Here is a 15,762-nt window from a genome sequence, read left to right as displayed (position 1 = left end):
AGCCTCCGCTTCCGGCTCTTTATTGAGCCTGTTTTTTATAATCTTCGGCATATTCCTCACGAATCTTGTTTCCACCCGCATTGCCCCAATTCTCGATTTCCTTTTCCCAGCCACTTTGATCGATCTTGCCCATAATGTATTTGGTTTGCGCATCGGCAATCACCTGATCCAGATCCGCCCCACGGTCACCATACGTTGGAGAATATAACGTCAGCGCAGGGTTTGGCACAGCGTGCTCCGCCAGTTCCTTGGCAAGTGCCGTACCTTTTTCACCCAGTTCGGTATCCTTCAATTTCGGTACGTTATACCCTTCGACATAAGGAAGATTATCACGGTAAGGCTTCACTTCACGCTGGAATGCATCGAAGTCACTCATCTCCACCTGATCTTCGCCCACTTTGGTGTAATGTTTGTCTTCCATACCACGCATCAACAGGGTCGCCATCTCAGGGTCCATCAGTTTATCTAGGAAGGAGAGCAGGTTTTTGAGTTCTTCTTCCGATTTCACCGTTGATTTAGGGAATGCCAGAATCCCCGAGTTACCCGTCTGTCCTGCAACACGATCTCCGTTCGCTCCAAGCAAACCAGCGATGTCTACCACACCATCCGGATTGTTTTTGGACAAACGCTCTTGCTGACTTTTTCCGTTCTGCGCAACACCAACACGGATACCAACAACACCGGAATCATACTTTTTCTCCGCTTCCGTAGAGTCGAATACGGCAAAATCTTGATTTAGCAGTTTCTCATCGTACAAACGTTTCAGCAGATCCAGCACCTGCATATACTCCGGTGTCATGAATTCCGGCGTGAAGCTGCCATCATCCTCGACTTTCCACTTGTTAGGTGCACCAAAACTTACGCCAAGGCGCGTCGTGAAGGAATATTGATCCTCATTATATTTTTTAAATAGCATTAGTCCAAACGTATTATCCTGACCATCTCCATCCGGATCGGAGGTTGCCAGTGTCTTGATCGTTTCATACCATTCATCCGGTGTGGCTGGCACCTTGAGATTCAACTTCTCGAACCAATCCTTGCGATAGATTACCGTAGCCCGCGCAATATCAGAGAATACAGGAACCCCGTAGATTTTGCCCTCTACCTTGATGTTGTCAAAAAAACGCTCGTTCTGTGCCGACAGATTTTTGTAATCTTTCAGCAATGGGCCAACTTCCCAGAACACGTCATTACGCATCGCGCTGGTCACCGTTGGATTATATTGCACTTTCACAATTTTTGGCATATCGCTTGAAGCGATCATCACGTTAATTTTGTCATTGTAGGCCGAAGCCGGAATCCACTGGATATCCAGTTTGGTATTGGTATACGCTTCAATCTTTTGCTGAACTTCATTGCCTTTGCTTGGCACATCACCAACCTGTGCAATGGCTATGGACACATTTTGTACGCCGCCCTCGGCAGCCTGACCCTCGTCTGATCCGCATCCTGCCAGCAAACCTGTCACCAGTGCCAGTGTGCTCAAGACAGCTACGGCTTTCTTTTTTGTTGCTTTCATAACATGAAAACCTCCCTTTTTTTATGCAGTCATACTGAACTGACTTTGAACCATGTTCCGACTCAACCTTTCACCGAACCCAGCATCACGCCTTTTGCAAAGTGCTTTTGCAGGAATGGATATACCAGCATAATCGGGATCGTGGAGAACACGATAACGGCCATGCGAATGGTAAGCGGCTGGATCTCGGTCTCTTCGATACTTGTGTCTCCGATTCGGCTCTGTGCCAGAATGACAATCTCACGTAGCCAGACTTGGACAGGCCACTTCTCACTATCATTGATATAGATAACAGCGCTGAAGAAACTGTTCCAGTGGGCCACCGCGTAAAAGAGTGAAAATGTCGCCATGGCTGGCATGGACAATGGCAGTACAATCCGGAACAATACGCTGACATCGTTACATCCATCAATTTTGGCTGCATCCTCCAGCTCGTCGGGAATGGCCTGGAAAAAGTTTTTGAGTACGATCAAGTTAAATGCACTAATAGCGGTAGGCAGCATCAGCGACCATAACGTATCCGTCAGATGCAAAGATTTCACGACAAAGTATGTTGGAATCATTCCGCCACTGAAGAGCATTGTGAACAATACACCCAGCAAAATGGGCTGGCGTCCACGCAAATATCTTCTGGAGAGCGGATACGCCATAAGTGACGTAAACAGCAGGTTAATAAAGGTACCTATCACCGTAATATAGACCGATACACCCAGACTGCGAATCAAGGTATCTGTAGAGAAAATGTAACGGTACGCAGCCAGAGAGAACTCTTTTGGAAAAAGAATGAATCCTCCCTTAGCCACTTCATGCGGACTGGTAAACGAGACGGCCAAAATATACATGAACGGGATGACCGTCACGATTCCAATCAACAGCAGCAAGCCGTGATTGAGAAAATCAAAGATCCGGTTGCCCCATGTTTTATCCTGTTGCATCTTAATGTTCACTCCTGTCTGGTGAAGAACGTCTGCTCCCGAGGGTTAGTAGACGCCTTCCTCCCCGAATTTTTTGGCCAACGTATTGGCACCCAGAACAAGCGCCAGCCCGACAACCGATTTGAACAACCCGACAGCAGCACTATAACTGTACTGTGCCTGGGTAAGACCCTTCGTGTACACATAGGTATCGAATACCTCGCCCACATCCCGGTTTGTCGGAGTCAGCATCAGGAAGATCTGTTCAAAGCCTGTATCCAGGAAATTGCCCAGACGCAAAATGAGCAAAATGACGATGGTACTGCGAATGGCCGGCAATGTAATATGCCAGGTTTGGCGCCAACGATTGGCACCATCAATCCGTGCAGCTTCATAGAGCTGTGTATCCACACCGGAAAGCGCAGCCAGGAAGATAATTGTGCCCCAACCAACTTCTTTCCAGATGGATTGTCCGACAATCATCGTTCGGAACCATCCAGGTTCAAGCAGGAACGCCACTTTTTGTCCTGTCAGGTTATAGAGCAATTCATTAATCGCACCACCCTCAGTTGTGAACAGCATGTAGAACACACCGACAACAACAACCCAGGAAACAAAGTGTGGAACATACACGAGAGTTTGTACAAATCGTTTGAACCGTTCACGACGAACTTCATTCATCATGAGTGCCAGTACAATCGGCAGTGGGAAAAAGAATACAATGTTATAAATGGCCAGCAAAAACGTATTCCGAAATAATGTCCAGAACTGCGGTTCTCCGAAGAAACGCTGGAAATGTTTGAACCCTACCCAGTCACTTCCCAAGATGCCCTTGTAAGGCGTGTAATCCTGAAAAGCCATCGTGATTCCATACATGGGTATGTATTTGAAAATTACAAAGTAAAGCACACCCGGTATCAACATGATATACAGCCACCGGTTTTTGATAATGTCTCTCCACAGCAGGTTTTTGTCACTGCGGGTAGCGGGCCGTGTTCGAGCCGCCGTTTCGGCTTTCATATTGTCTTCCTCCCCACATTGGAAACGATTACAAAATATCACTTCCTGAATTCATGTCTTCATTGTGGAGGATAAACGAATGACTGGCTATCGTCTCGTTTTAGCCTTTTGTTTTTCCTTATGTAGCAAGGGTTTAGCTCATTTCCCTCACAGAATTTAAAGGCGCAATGAACTGCTTTCAACCTCCATATTCCTGTCTTAACTTCATGACAGAAGCGGCCTGCTTCCTTCATCCAGACATGAAAAAGCCTGCCTGCCATGGCGGGCAGAGCAGGTTTGTTTTATCGCTGCTGCTCCCGGTACTTGCCGGGGGTGGTTCCTGTAATTTTGCGAAACGTACGGATAAATGCAGTTGGGTTGGTATAGTTTAATTTCTCAGCAATCTCCGATATTTTAAGATTTGTTGTTTGCAGCCAGGTCTTCGCTTTTTCCATACGGTACTCTGCGAGATATTCCGTAAAATTGACTCCAGCTTCCTTCTTGAATACCCGACTTAGGTAGACAGGGTGAAAATTAAGCTCAGCGGCACAGGCTTCCAGCGACAATTCACGATCATAACGTTCCTCGATCAAACGAATCATACGTCTCGCAATATTCATGTATTGGGATTCTTCCTGTTCTCGCCAGAAACGAATGACGGGCAGGAACAGCCGCTTGCGGAACCAATTGGTCATTTCGTCCAATGTGGACAACTTCAGCAAATGTGACATGGATGCTTTTTCACCCAGTACTTCGGCTACATCTCCGCCTTGCTCCTGCACAAGCTGATATACACGAGACAATAACTGAACCATAATGACGGGGTATTCACTGAAATGAAGCTTTTTGTCTGCAAGCAGTCCCAAATATTGCTTAAAGTAGGCGTCCGTTTTCTCTTCATCTCCTTGCTTGAGCGCAGACGCGAGCTGATCCTCGATCATACGTAACTGGGTATACAACGCGGCCTCCATCTGACCACGTGGCTGAATATCCTCGTAATGCAAAATAATACGGCTGCCCAGACTTACCCTGCCTTGCAGAGCCTCTCGGCTCTCTTGAACCGCTCTTGGCGTATCTCCGATACAAGCGTAAGAACGACTGATGCCAATACTTACGGGCAGATTCAGGTAGGTCACGACACGTTCGCGAATCCAGTCTGCCTGGGTATGCATCCATTCCTTCAGCTGCACCTCATCCGTGAGTTCGGAGGCAAGAACGGTGACCTGAGCATCATCCAGCATGACCGGGGTGAACCGAACTGCCGAAGGGAGGAGCTCACCTACCATATTGTTGACAGCAAACAGCAGCAGATCGCGATCCTGTTCCTCATATCGGGTCCCTTCCAAGGTATCGATCTGGAGCATGAGTACACCAAGACTCGCCCAGCCTGTCGGGAAATCGTACAATTCTCCCTGATATCTGAAATCTTCTTCCGAGATTTTACCTGTCAGCAGTTTGGTCATAAAAAACTCCTGGAGGTGCACATGCTGCCCCTTCATCTGCTCACGCATCGTTTTCTCCGAACTGAACAAGGTTGACAATTGCTCCTCAATATAGATAAATTCATCTTGACGGCGTCCTGACGGAGCAACTGGGGAATCCAAACCCTTCGTAAATTGCAGCAGTCTGGAGATTGGTGAGTACATCCGCCGACTGCCGTATATGGCGAACAATCCCGTTACACATAACATGACCAGTGTAGCGATACCAGTAACCAATGCAATTTTCTGTGACTGGGCCGTGATCTGTCCAAGAGATACAACGGACACGTATAACCAGCCATTGAGCGGAGATTGCCTATAACTAACTGCCACTTGATTACCTTCCACCTCCGCACTGAAGAAACCCTCTGGCTGGCCCGTCGTTTGCACCATTTCCTGAATTTCCTTATTCAGCGCGTCATATTTCCCGCCTTGCTGCATATCGTTCAGAAAATACTTCTGCTCCCGATCCAGAACGTACATATCTCCAGAATTCGTATTCCGGCTCAAGTAGGTACTCAGTTCCGTATCGGCGATATCAATCACAAGAAATCCCTTTGGTTTCACATTGGTTGGTATCATCGGGATTTTGAATACCATACTGACCACATTATCCGATGATATAAGAGCAGGTGCCTGTTCGGTTGTTAGTTCACCCATACCTGCTGACACAGGTACACTTTCTTTGGCTGAACTAGCATTCTGAGTGACCCAGAACAGGCTGTTGGTATAACTTAGGTAGGAGCCAATTCGGTCTCGAATGCTGAAATCATCCAATTTGCCAAAAGAACGCATTGAAACGACCCAATCTTCATCCAGATTAACCAGATAGGCTTGGTCAATGTTCGTAACCGCTTGCAAGTTGTTAAAACCGGAGGTCAGATCACGAATCTCCTGAAACTCGCTGCTGTCTAGTGGTTTCTTCATCGCTTGTAGTACCAAGGGCGAATTAACATACTGGATGGAGGATAATTGCAGGCTGCGCAGAACTTGTTCTACCCTCATTTGGGTCTGATGTAATATCTGAAGATTGCTCTCACGCACTTTCTGTTCAATGTCACGTGATGCAATCGTATACGAGACCGAACCAATAACAATGACCGGAAGGGCTCCAAGGATCAGGGTAAAACAGAGCAAACGCAGTAAATACTTCGGCAAGAAGAGCATCCTCCTTTATACGTATGTTTATTAAAATAAATCGCTTTCATTGGATTAATTTACTATTGTTATTTTAAAACCCATTCTTATTCAAGTCCACTCATTTATTCTAAAGGTTGACTTCAAACCAATTTCCAGTTTATATTGGTTGCATATTCCTCAATCAAAGGAGAGATTTTTAATGTCGGTGAATGTTCTTAACTAACCAAGTTTCATATTCAGGAGTTTGGCCTTTCATTGCGCTTGTGCCCATATGGCATACGTGTATTTCTTGATGCGCCAGATCCCTGTACTTAGTTAAGAACAGCGGATATCATAAATCGCCTCCGGGATTGTAATTGTCCGGGTCTATTTCCGCGCTGAGTTCAGCGCGGATTTTTTAATATAGACCTGTAGTGGACTTTGCTTTCCCATACGTTTAGGGCGGAGAATGACGTTTGTTCATTCTCCGCCCTTTTTGCGTTTTCCAGGAATATGTTTCAGCGCGTCAACTGAAATCCCAATTCAAATTCAAGGAGAGATTACGCATGAATGAGAACACATTAAACAGTTTGGGCTATCCACAAATTCAAAAAAATGTTGCAGACTGCGCCCTGTCTTATCTGGGCAAACGTTATGCGAGAGAACTAAAACCGATGGTAGATGCTCACCTGATCGAGATTCGCCTGGAAGAAACAGCAGAAGCTGCTGCATTGATTCGCTTCGGGGCCAGTATCCCCCTCCCTTCACTCGACGGAATGGAAACCATTATGGATCTGCTTGGCACCGGTTATCTATTCAGTGAACGCGACTTCAGTCATCTCGCTCAGTTCCTGCGGAGCTGTGCACAACTTATGAAATACATGGAGGGCAAATCCGGGGCCGCTCCCACTGTCAGTCGTTATGCAGCATCCATGATTCTAATCGAACCTTTGCTGAGTGAGATCGAGCGTTGCATCCATAGTGGAAGCATTCAGGATCAGGCGAGCAAGGAACTGATTCGTATTCGTAAAAAAATAACGGTGAATGCGGAACGCATGAAACGAAAACTTGATTCTCTGGTGAGTAAACATCGCTCCATTATGCAGGAACATGTCATCAGCCAACGGGGAGGAAGAATGGTGCTGCCCATTAAGAAAGAGTTTCGCAAACAGGTGAAAGGCAGTGTGCTGGATGAATCGGGGAGCGGGCAAACCGTGTATATTGAACCCGTTGAATTAGTAAGTCTGCAGATGGAATTGGCTGCTCTACAAGCCGAGGAGTCCCGAGAGGAGATGAGAATTCTCGGTGATTTAACCTCCCTGGCCGAATCGTATAACCGTGAAATCGCCCTCAACACCGAAACGGTAGGTGTATTGGACTTCCTGTTTGCCAAAGCCAAATATGCGGCCACCATGGATGGGCGTACCGTTCGAGTCAATACTCAGGGCCAAATCAGCCTTCAACGTGCACGTCATCCATTCATGGGTTCTTCCATGGTTCCACTTGATTTTGCAATCGGCAGAACGTATTCGTCGCTCATTATTACTGGCCCGAATACCGGGGGTAAAACGGTCGCACTCAAAACGCTAGGTTTGCTAACCCTGATGATGCAATCCGGTTTGCTTATTCCGGTGGAAGAAGGTGGCGAGATGGCCGTTTATAACGAGGTAGCGGTTGATATTGGTGACGGACAGAGTATGGAACAAGCGCTCAGTACATTCTCTGCACATATTCGCAATATGATTGGCATACTGGAACAGGCCAATACGTCAACTCTGGTGCTCATTGATGAGATGGCTTCCGGCACAGATCCCGGTGAAGGTGTTGGACTGTCCATCGCCATGCTGGAGGAACTTCACAGCCGCGGAGCAACCGTTGTGGCGACAACACATTTTGGTGAAATCAAACATTTTGCAGCTGCCACACCAGGATTCGAAAATGCCCGTATGGAATTTGATACCGTATCTCTCCAGCCACTTTATCGATTGCGTATCGGAGAAGCTGGTGAAAGTTACGCCTATTCCATCGCATTAAAGCTGGGCATGCCACAGCGAATTATCGAGCGATCCAAGTCCCTGTCAGATCAAAGTATTTCAAGAGATCGTACATTAGGATTCACGTCACCTCCTTCGGAAACTAAGGCCCTGACGCCTGCTCGTTCTGGTACAGAATCAGTCAGCCCAGCAGAGTTATCCAAGTGGAATCAGTCAAAGCAGTCGAAACAGTCAAAGGATTCAATCGGTCTCCACAAAAAAACAACACCCAGAGAGTCAGATACCCCTGCTCCTGCCAAAAATTTTCGCAAAGGGGATCGGGTGTATGCGGCCTATCTCAATCAGTCGGGCATCGTCTGTGATGTGGAGGATAGCCGTGGAAATATCGGGGTCATGCTGCGAGGACGCAAAGTCAAAATCCATAAGAAACGCCTGACTCTGCATATATCTGCCAATGAGCTTTATCCAGGTGACGATTATGATTTGGACATTGTGCTGGAAACAAAGGAAAATCGTAAGAACCGTAAATTGATGGGACGCAAACATGTGGAAGGCCTAAAGATCGAATTACCGCCTGAAGAATAGCCGATGGGAGAAACAGATGTGGTGAACTGGAAGTCATATATACAGAGTAAATCCATAATCACCGGCACATTTCTGTTATACTGGGACCAGTATGTTTAACTTCAGCTCGTAGCTATTGCACAGGGAGGGAAGAACTGAATGTCTGCAGAACAAGACGATCAAGAGCACATCCATATCGATGTTCTTGTCTGCCCATTATGCGGGGAAGCTAATCGATGTTCCTATGCCGCAGGACATCCCCATTTGGAATGCTGGTGTAACCGGGCTACTTTCCCCGAAGGTGTATTTGACCGCATTCCGGCAGAGCAGCGCCGAAAATCGTGCATATGTCAACGCTGTTTGGATGACTATGCCGATAAACACCAACCAAAAGAAGAGCCACACAGTTAACGACTGTATGGCTCTTCTTCATTATGCATCATCTATACTATTAGCTGGCTAACACTACTCTTACATTTGGTTATACTGGGCAACAGCCTGTTCAAGCACCGGATGTTGCTCATCCATGGACGTATAATGGTGGAGGGCAGCTGTAATCCCCTTCTCGCGGATCATGTCCTGTAGTTCAACTGCTTCCGGATCATCGGAGACATCGAACTTGCAGGCTGCTGCCATGCCCATAGCCAGATAAGTTGTTTCGCTTCCATCCGCATAGGCCTGAAGGGCCGGACGAACCAGACGATCATTTGGAGACAACTTGCGCAGCGGGGAACGACCAACACGAGTAACCTCATCGGTAAGGTACGGGTTGACAAACCGCCCCAATATTTTGAAAATATACTGCTCATGTTCTTCCGGGTTGAATGCAAAACGCTTCACTAGAACTTTTCCAGTTTCCTGCAAAGCACCGTATACAATCGATTTCACCTTCTCGTCGGCAACAGCCTTCTGAATCGTGTCATACCCGTGCACATTACCGATATATGCTGCAACGCAGTGTCCTGTATTAACAGTGAACAGCTTCCGTTCGATATACGGCTCCAGATCATCGACATATACGATGCCTTCAACCGGTTTGAATGCAGGAGCCATCTGGGAACGATCCACCACCCACTCGTAAAAAGGCTCCACCTGTACATGTAGAGGATCTTCATGATGCTGAATAGGCACAATCCGGTCTACGGCCGAGTCTGGAAAATAGACAAACTGATCTGCAAGGGAACGTACGTCTTCATTGAGCAAAGCATATACATGTTCTTTCAATTGCGTACTGGCTCCAATTGCGTTCTCACAAGCAATAATGTGAAGCGGGTTTTGAGCAGGACCTAAATTCAGTCTTTTCTCAAGTCCTTTCGCAATGCCTGGTGCAATATGCTTTAGTACTCCTACACCCACTGCGGTTGTAATCAGATCCGCTTCCACCACGGTTTGGGCAACCGTCTCCAGCTGGGTTCCATCGATTGCATTTACACCTGTGACAGTCTCCTGATCCTTGCTCTCGTTAGCCAGTTCTACCGTATACTGCCCCTGTTGCTGGAGAGCTGTTACCAAGGTTTGATTCACGTCAGAGAAAATCACCTCATACCCTGCACGGGAGAGAATCAATCCGATAAACCCGCGTCCAATGTTACCTGCGCCAAAGTGTAAGGCCTTCATAGCTCCATTTCACTTTCCAGAATAGCAATAACTTCTTCGGCTGTTTTCGCCAGACGCAGGGCCTCCATATTCTCATCCTCAGCACAGATCACCGCGATGCTAGTCAAGATCTCCATATGTTCCCCGCCTTGAGCCGCGATACCAATGACCATATAAGCTTTTTCTTCGCCAAAATCAACACCCTGTGGATACTGAATGACAGAGATACCTGTGGATAAAATGAAAGCTTTGGACTCCTTTGTACCATGCGGAATAGCCAGACCGTTCCCTACATAGGTCGAGACAATCTCTTCACGTTCAATCATCTTCTCAATGTAATCAGCGGTAATATGTCCCGCATCCTTCAAAATCTGCCCTGCCATGCGAATCGCTTCGTATTTGTCCTGAGCCGTCGCATTCATGATGACTTTATCTGTTGTTAACATACTCATAATGGTTGACCTCCAATTTCGGTTTTACTGCGATAAAATCCTACCAGTTCCTGGGACAGGTAATGAATGAGTTCATCCCTGATTCCCTTTTCCAGCAATGTAATCATTTCTTCCTGTAATAACAGGGCGCTGATCTCACTGAGAACCTCCAGGCTTTCCTTGGATAATTCTCGGGGACCAAGCATCAAGAGGACATGGGTAACTCCTGCGGGATCATCCGGCGTACAGAGGAGTGGCTCAGTGAGCTGAAACAAGCTAATGGACGGCCTGTAGATTCCCTCACTGCGTGTATGAAACAGCGCAAGTCTTGTACCGGGAATCTTCTGACTCCCCACTGCTTCACGTGCCTCCAACCGTTTTGCGATCTCCCCCGGTTCCTTCAGCACACCAGATCCATGGAGTACGTTGCACATCGCATATACGGTTTTATAGAAACCGATATCTTGGTTATCCAGCGGATACACCTGAAACTTGCCAATAATTCGGACGATTTCAACTAAAATAGCTTCCAGTCCATCCGGGTCGGAGTAACGACTTGTCGTCTGAACCTCTGCTTCACGGGGTTTATTATGCTGTCGTTGTAATGTTGTTGTTCGGATAAAATGACGCAGACGTTCGCTCTCTTCTGCCGTAAGCAGTGGACTCACTTTGTAATACTGATGCTCATCCATCGGCAGATCAACAGTGGATAACACCAGATCATATTGATCTGTAGGCATCCGGGCAGCTTCATACCAGGACACGCTGTCCATGATCCGAATCTCGGGAATCTCCTTGGACAGTCGGCTGGAGAGCATACGTGATGATCCAATTCCGCTTGTACACACGATGATCGCCCTGATCTCCCGTTTCAATGCACGTAACCTCTCGATGGAAGCCCCAAAATGCATGACCAAGAAACCAATTTCCTCATCCGGAACGTCTGTGCCTGGCCAAGCTTGCCCTACAGATTTTTTGACATCTTCAAAAAGTGAATCATAATCCTTACGAATCTGCTGCAGTAGCGGATTACGAATCATCTGTTGTCCTTCAATTCGCTCCATGACAGGTTGCATATGACCAAGCAGACCTTCACGAAGCAAACGATCCTCATGAAAGGCGTAATGCGTTCTCGCCTGCATCTGATCAATCAGTGAATGTACCCTGTCCAGTAAAATCAAATCGTCTATTGGCAACAGCCGCGAAGAATGAATCCGCTGCTCTGTCTCAACTAATAGTCTGTGAAAATAAGCTTGCTCATCTTGGGAGAATGTCAGCCCCAGCTGGGTCGATAACACACCACACAAGCGGGAAGCCATATAAGGTGGAACCTTCATCTCATCCTGCTCTGCGACTTCATCTCCCTTGTTCTCCAGGGGAGGTATACGGCCAATGCCAAAGCCTTTACGAATACGTACAACCGCTACGGATAATTGAATCAGCAACTTCATGTATTGGCGTTCCGGGATGTTCTCCAGCCATTCGATATCTGGTTGCCATAACGCATTTTCGACCGTAAGTACATCACCATGTCCAATCATATCCAACAATTTTTGGTTTACGATGGAGCCCCCTTGTTCAGGTTGTCTTCCGAACAGGTCGGATTCATCCAAAAATTCGAGAGCAAGTGCAGCTATGGCTGTGCGATGAATCGTCTCACTTCCTTTAATCTTGACGCCATATCCACGTCTGCGAACCAGCTTTAGTCCCGCCTGACGAATCCGTGACTCCAGATCGTCCAGATCAGTGGTTACGGTTGATACGGTCACTTTCAGATCCGAAGCCAAGGCGAGTAACTTTACAGGCTCCGGTTCATCCAGCAGGATGCAAAGCATGAAGAGCTTACGCTCTTCTGGCGTAAACTCTACATATTCTTTACCCTCTAGTTGCTGGCGCAATACAGCCAGATCATCGGAACTGGCATCGATTCGGATACCGGTTCCTGATTTTTTTTCCAGCTTCATGCCCAAAGGTTCAAGCCATTGTTCAATCATTTGCAGCTCCCGGTGAACCGTTCGGGTACTGACCTTTACTTCAACGGCGATTTCGCCGGCAGTGACTTCATGTGGATGCTCCAGCAGGAACTCCACGATTTCACGTTGTCTTTTGGTAATACTCATATCTCAGCCTCCGGCTCAGGGAAAACAAATGCGTGCAATTACTTCAGACGTTCAACGAGCGCATCGTATTCCGGGCTTTTTAGGAAGTTGTCGATGGATATATGTTCTGCGTTCGGCGCAACGGAGCGGGCACGATCGGTCAATACTTGTTGTGTGATCACCACGTCTGCATCCGGCGGGATATCACTGATAGCCGTATTGGTCACCGTAACGTCAATCCCCTCTGCCTTCATCTTCTTGCGTAGAATGGAAGCACCCATGGCACTTGACCCCATGCCTGCATCACAGGAGAAGACAATTTTCTTCACGTCTGTTTTGACGGTAGAAGAAGCCATATCTGCGGCTCTGTCTGCTTCACGTTGATTAGCCGTAATACCAGCGTTTGGCACGGTTCCTTGACTCTTCATGTCTTTCATCCGACTGGATGCGGACTCTAGATCTTCGTCCTTTTGTTTACCCGTTTTCAGCAAAACTGCTGCAACCAGGAAAGAAACGACGGCTGCTACAAGCACCCCTGCGAACATCGGCAGGTATCCACCTTTTGGTGTTAAGAAGAAATACGCGATAATACTACCCGGTGATGGTGCTGAAACAAGTCCTGCTCCGGTGAGCATGAATGTTAATGTACCTGCGACGCCACCCGCAATTGCAGCAAGAATCAGAATCGGTCTCATCAGAATGTAAGGGAAGTAGATCTCATGAATTCCCCCGAAGAAATGAATGATTACGGCACCCGGTGCAGAAGATTTGGCCATTCCGCGTCCGAAGAAACAGTAAGCAAGTAAGATACCAAGTCCCGGACCCGGGTTTGATTCAAGCATGTATAATACGGATTTCCCTAATTCTCTCGCTTGATCTGTTGCAATTGGTGTAAGAATCCCGTGGTTGATTGCATTGTTCAGGAACAATACTTTACCTGGTTCAATGATTAGGTTGACCAGCGGCAGCAAACCAAGATTCATTAAGCCCTGTACACCGGCAGATAATACTTTGCTAATCGCTTCTACAGCAGGCCCGATGCCCAGTAGCGCAAAAATCCCCAAGATCCCGCCAATAATACCAGCTGAGAAGTTGTTAACCAGCATTTCAAATCCGGCTCTAATTTTACCTTCAATGGATTTATCGAACTTTTTGATAATCCATGCTGCCAGTGGTCCGGCAATCATGGCACCGAGGAACATCGGAATATCACTACCCACGATGACCCCGATGGTCATAATGGCACCCACGACACCACCACGCTGACCATGCACCATCGTACCCCCGGTGTAACCAATTAACAGTGGCAGCAAATATTTGATCATCGGATCAACTAGCTGTGCAAGTGTCTCGTTAGGGAACCAGCCTGTTGGAATGAACAGAGCCGTAATTAATCCCCAGGCGATGAACGCTCCCATATTTGGCATGACCATACCACTCAGGAATCGGCCAAAACGCTGAACACCAACCCGTAGCCCACCTTTGGAATTGGACGATTGGTCCAAATTACTCATTGTATTATCCTCCTTGGATCAAGTGATTATGATTTATGAAAGGGGTATCATTTCTCCCCTGCTGTAATCCTAAGCGAGAATGCTCTCCTGTTCAATGAAATGAAAGCGTACTTTCGTCATGAACAATGATGACAACATTAGGTTATGTAATCGTTTTACTTGATGCATAATGGCTGAACCCATTGGTACACAAGGATTTTCTTGCCTATGACTTTTGTCATTTCCAGAATCATTTTCTAAACTATAGCTTGGTCCAATCAGGTGATTTACATCCACAATCTGCTTCAATCCACATTCAAAACCATTCTTGGAAAGCACAAAAAACCTGTGCAAGCATCCGGCTCACACAGGTCGAAACAATATGAAGCTCATATCATTTAATTATAAAATATATGTTAATAAGTACAAGTTCGTTGATACTATTCTTCCGTATGTTTCCGATACGCGTCTGCATTCATCAATGTAGACAATGCTGCTGTCAGATCTCCCTCAACACGGATCTCAATCATCCAGCCTTCCTCGTAAGGAGAGCTGTTCACAAGTTCAGGGGAGTCCTGCAACGAATCATTGACTGCAGTAATTGAACCTGTGACGGGAGAGAACAAGTCCGAAACCGTTTTGACCGATTCGATCGTTCCAATGATGTCCTCTGCTTTTACATTGGTTTCAAGGTCAGGCAATTCCACAAACACAATGTCACCCAGCTGATGCTGCGCGAACTCGGTAATGCCAATACGTACAGTATCCTCCCCTACGGTTTGCACCCATTCGTGCTCTTCACTGTACAGGAAATCACTTTTCAATTCGCTCATCGATATCCGCCTCGCTTTTCATTAATGAGTACATGCGTTCTTTGACCTTAACCTTTTTCCCAGAACATAGCGTATGACATTTTTGAATCAAATGTCAAGATACCTCACAATTTATTTGCTGAACACCTCTAAATCCTGTAACCGGATTACACTCTTTCTTCATATACTGGTGAATATTAGAATAGTAAGCGTAGTCTTTTTAAATACACGAACAATAAAATAAAAACTAAATTAAATATTCGGTTTTAAATAATTATCTATGATATCGTTCTTGACATCAGTAGTGGATTCACGTTTTAATGAGAGGAGTAAATGTGTTTATTGGACTATGTTATACCCGCGGATGAATGTAAAGGGAGAGATTACCCGTGACACCCGATTCGGGATGTACATGAGGTAACGCCGAAGGAGTAAACCACCGATAAGCGGGGGTGAATCTCTCAGGCAAAAGGACTTTTACGGGACGCAACTCTGGAGAGCATCTATTCGCCCTGTGCGGGCGTTATGATCACCCAAGGGGAAACCTGCTGCGCAACGCAGCGGGGTAACTCTCAGGTACAAGGGACAGAGCCTTAGAATACAGCGTGCTACTTGGCATGCCGATTCTTTGGCCTGTCCTTTTCCTTTTTCCCAAAAAACGAAAAACAGGATGTAGAACGGCGCTGCCATAGCTGCCCTTACCATACTTATGTGATGAAAATATCTAGCTGAAAATTTAAA

Annotated in this window: 11 protein-coding genes and 2 riboswitches; of the genes, 2 read left to right on the top strand and 9 right to left on the bottom strand. The window is 46.7% G+C overall.

Features of this window, described 5'->3' with window-relative positions:
- Window positions 1-19 precede the first annotated feature (19 nt).
- From PAEAM_RS22965 to PAEAM_RS22950, 4 genes are all read right to left on the bottom strand, one after another.
- The gene (locus PAEAM_RS22965) at window positions 20-1,519 is read right to left on the bottom strand and encodes an extracellular solute-binding protein (RefSeq protein ID WP_036674498.1); all 1,500 of its coding nucleotides are present in this window, start codon (window positions 1,517-1,519) and stop codon (window positions 20-22) included.
- 62 nt (window positions 1,520-1,581) lie between these two features.
- Entirely contained in the window at window positions 1,582-2,454 is an 873-nt protein-coding gene (locus tag PAEAM_RS22960; protein WP_017686862.1) for a carbohydrate ABC transporter permease, read from the bottom strand.
- Between the two features lie 45 nt (window positions 2,455-2,499).
- Window positions 2,500-3,453: an ABC transporter permease gene (locus tag PAEAM_RS22955; RefSeq protein ID WP_017686861.1), complete on the bottom strand. Its 954-nt coding sequence runs from the start codon at window positions 3,451-3,453 to the stop codon at window positions 2,500-2,502.
- Between the two features lie 281 nt (window positions 3,454-3,734).
- The gene (locus PAEAM_RS22950; RefSeq protein WP_165790022.1) at window positions 3,735-6,071 is read right to left on the bottom strand and encodes an AraC family transcriptional regulator; all 2,337 of its coding nucleotides are present in this window, start codon (window positions 6,069-6,071) and stop codon (window positions 3,735-3,737) included.
- A 527-nt stretch (window positions 6,072-6,598) separates the two neighbouring features.
- On the opposite strand from PAEAM_RS22950, the gene PAEAM_RS22945 reads away from it, so the two are divergent.
- Entirely contained in the window at window positions 6,599-8,611 is a 2,013-nt protein-coding gene (locus tag PAEAM_RS22945) for an endonuclease MutS2 (RefSeq protein WP_100529090.1), read from the top strand.
- Window positions 8,612-8,749: 138 nt separating this feature from the next.
- Window positions 8,750-9,001, top strand: a complete 252-nt coding sequence (locus PAEAM_RS22940; protein WP_100529089.1) for a cysteine-rich CWC family protein — start codon at window positions 8,750-8,752, stop codon at window positions 8,999-9,001.
- A gap of 60 nt (window positions 9,002-9,061) precedes the next feature.
- On the opposite strand, the gene PAEAM_RS22935 is transcribed toward PAEAM_RS22940, so the two are convergent.
- From PAEAM_RS22935 to gcvH, 5 genes are all read right to left on the bottom strand, one after another.
- Window positions 9,062-10,207, bottom strand: coding sequence for a mannitol-1-phosphate 5-dehydrogenase (locus PAEAM_RS22935; protein ID WP_100529088.1), 1,146 nt, complete (start codon window positions 10,205-10,207; stop codon window positions 9,062-9,064).
- Window positions 10,204-10,638, bottom strand: a complete 435-nt coding sequence (locus PAEAM_RS22930; protein WP_017686856.1) for a PTS mannitol transporter subunit IIA — start codon at window positions 10,636-10,638, stop codon at window positions 10,204-10,206. The genes PAEAM_RS22935 and PAEAM_RS22930 overlap by 4 nt, the downstream gene beginning before the upstream one ends.
- On the bottom strand, window positions 10,635-12,737 hold the full coding sequence (locus PAEAM_RS22925; RefSeq protein ID WP_100529087.1) for a BglG family transcription antiterminator: 2,103 nt from the start codon (window positions 12,735-12,737) through the stop codon (window positions 10,635-10,637). The genes PAEAM_RS22930 and PAEAM_RS22925 overlap by 4 nt, the downstream gene beginning before the upstream one ends.
- 38 nt (window positions 12,738-12,775) lie before the next feature.
- The gene (locus tag PAEAM_RS22920) at window positions 12,776-14,230 is read right to left on the bottom strand and encodes a PTS mannitol transporter subunit IIBC (protein WP_100529086.1); all 1,455 of its coding nucleotides are present in this window, start codon (window positions 14,228-14,230) and stop codon (window positions 12,776-12,778) included.
- 419 nt (window positions 14,231-14,649) lie between these two features.
- On the bottom strand, window positions 14,650-15,042 hold the full coding sequence (gcvH, locus tag PAEAM_RS22915) for a glycine cleavage system protein GcvH (RefSeq protein ID WP_100529085.1): 393 nt from the start codon (window positions 15,040-15,042) through the stop codon (window positions 14,650-14,652).
- Between the two features lie 343 nt (window positions 15,043-15,385).
- Window positions 15,386-15,508: riboswitch (glycine riboswitch) on the top strand.
- Window positions 15,509-15,511: 3 nt separating this feature from the next.
- Window positions 15,512-15,612, top strand: a riboswitch (glycine riboswitch).
- Window positions 15,613-15,762 lie beyond the last annotated feature (150 nt).

Origin of the sequence: Paenibacillus sp. GM1FR (genome assembly GCF_002803315.1) — a bacterium.
Classification (GTDB): domain Bacteria; phylum Bacillota; class Bacilli; order Paenibacillales; family Paenibacillaceae; genus Paenibacillus; species Paenibacillus amylolyticus.
This window is presented reverse-complemented; position numbering and strand designations above follow the sequence as displayed.

Bases quoted from the DNA above. Each gene is read 5' to 3' on its own strand.
- PAEAM_RS22925 (WP_100529087.1), bottom strand. From the start codon at position 12,737: ATGAGTATTACCAAAAGACAACGTGAAATCGTGGAGTTCCTGCTGGAG.
- PAEAM_RS22945 (WP_100529090.1), top strand. From the start codon at position 6,599: ATGAATGAGAACACATTAAACAGTTTGGGCTATCCACAAATTCAAAAA.
- PAEAM_RS22965 (WP_036674498.1), bottom strand. From the start codon at position 1,519: ATGAAAGCAACAAAAAAGAAAGCCGTAGCTGTCTTGAGCACACTGGCA.
- PAEAM_RS22955 (WP_017686861.1), bottom strand. From the start codon at position 3,453: ATGAAAGCCGAAACGGCGGCTCGAACACGGCCCGCTACCCGCAGTGAC.
- PAEAM_RS22940 (WP_100529089.1), top strand. From the start codon at position 8,750: ATGTCTGCAGAACAAGACGATCAAGAGCACATCCATATCGATGTTCTT.
- PAEAM_RS22930 (WP_017686856.1), bottom strand. From the start codon at position 10,638: ATGAGTATGTTAACAACAGATAAAGTCATCATGAATGCGACGGCTCAG.
- gcvH (WP_100529085.1), bottom strand. From the start codon at position 15,042: ATGAGCGAATTGAAAAGTGATTTCCTGTACAGTGAAGAGCACGAATGG.
- PAEAM_RS22935 (WP_100529088.1), bottom strand. From the start codon at position 10,207: ATGAAGGCCTTACACTTTGGCGCAGGTAACATTGGACGCGGGTTTATC.
- PAEAM_RS22960 (WP_017686862.1), bottom strand. From the start codon at position 2,454: ATGCAACAGGATAAAACATGGGGCAACCGGATCTTTGATTTTCTCAAT.
- PAEAM_RS22920 (WP_100529086.1), bottom strand. From the start codon at position 14,230: ATGAGTAATTTGGACCAATCGTCCAATTCCAAAGGTGGGCTACGGGTT.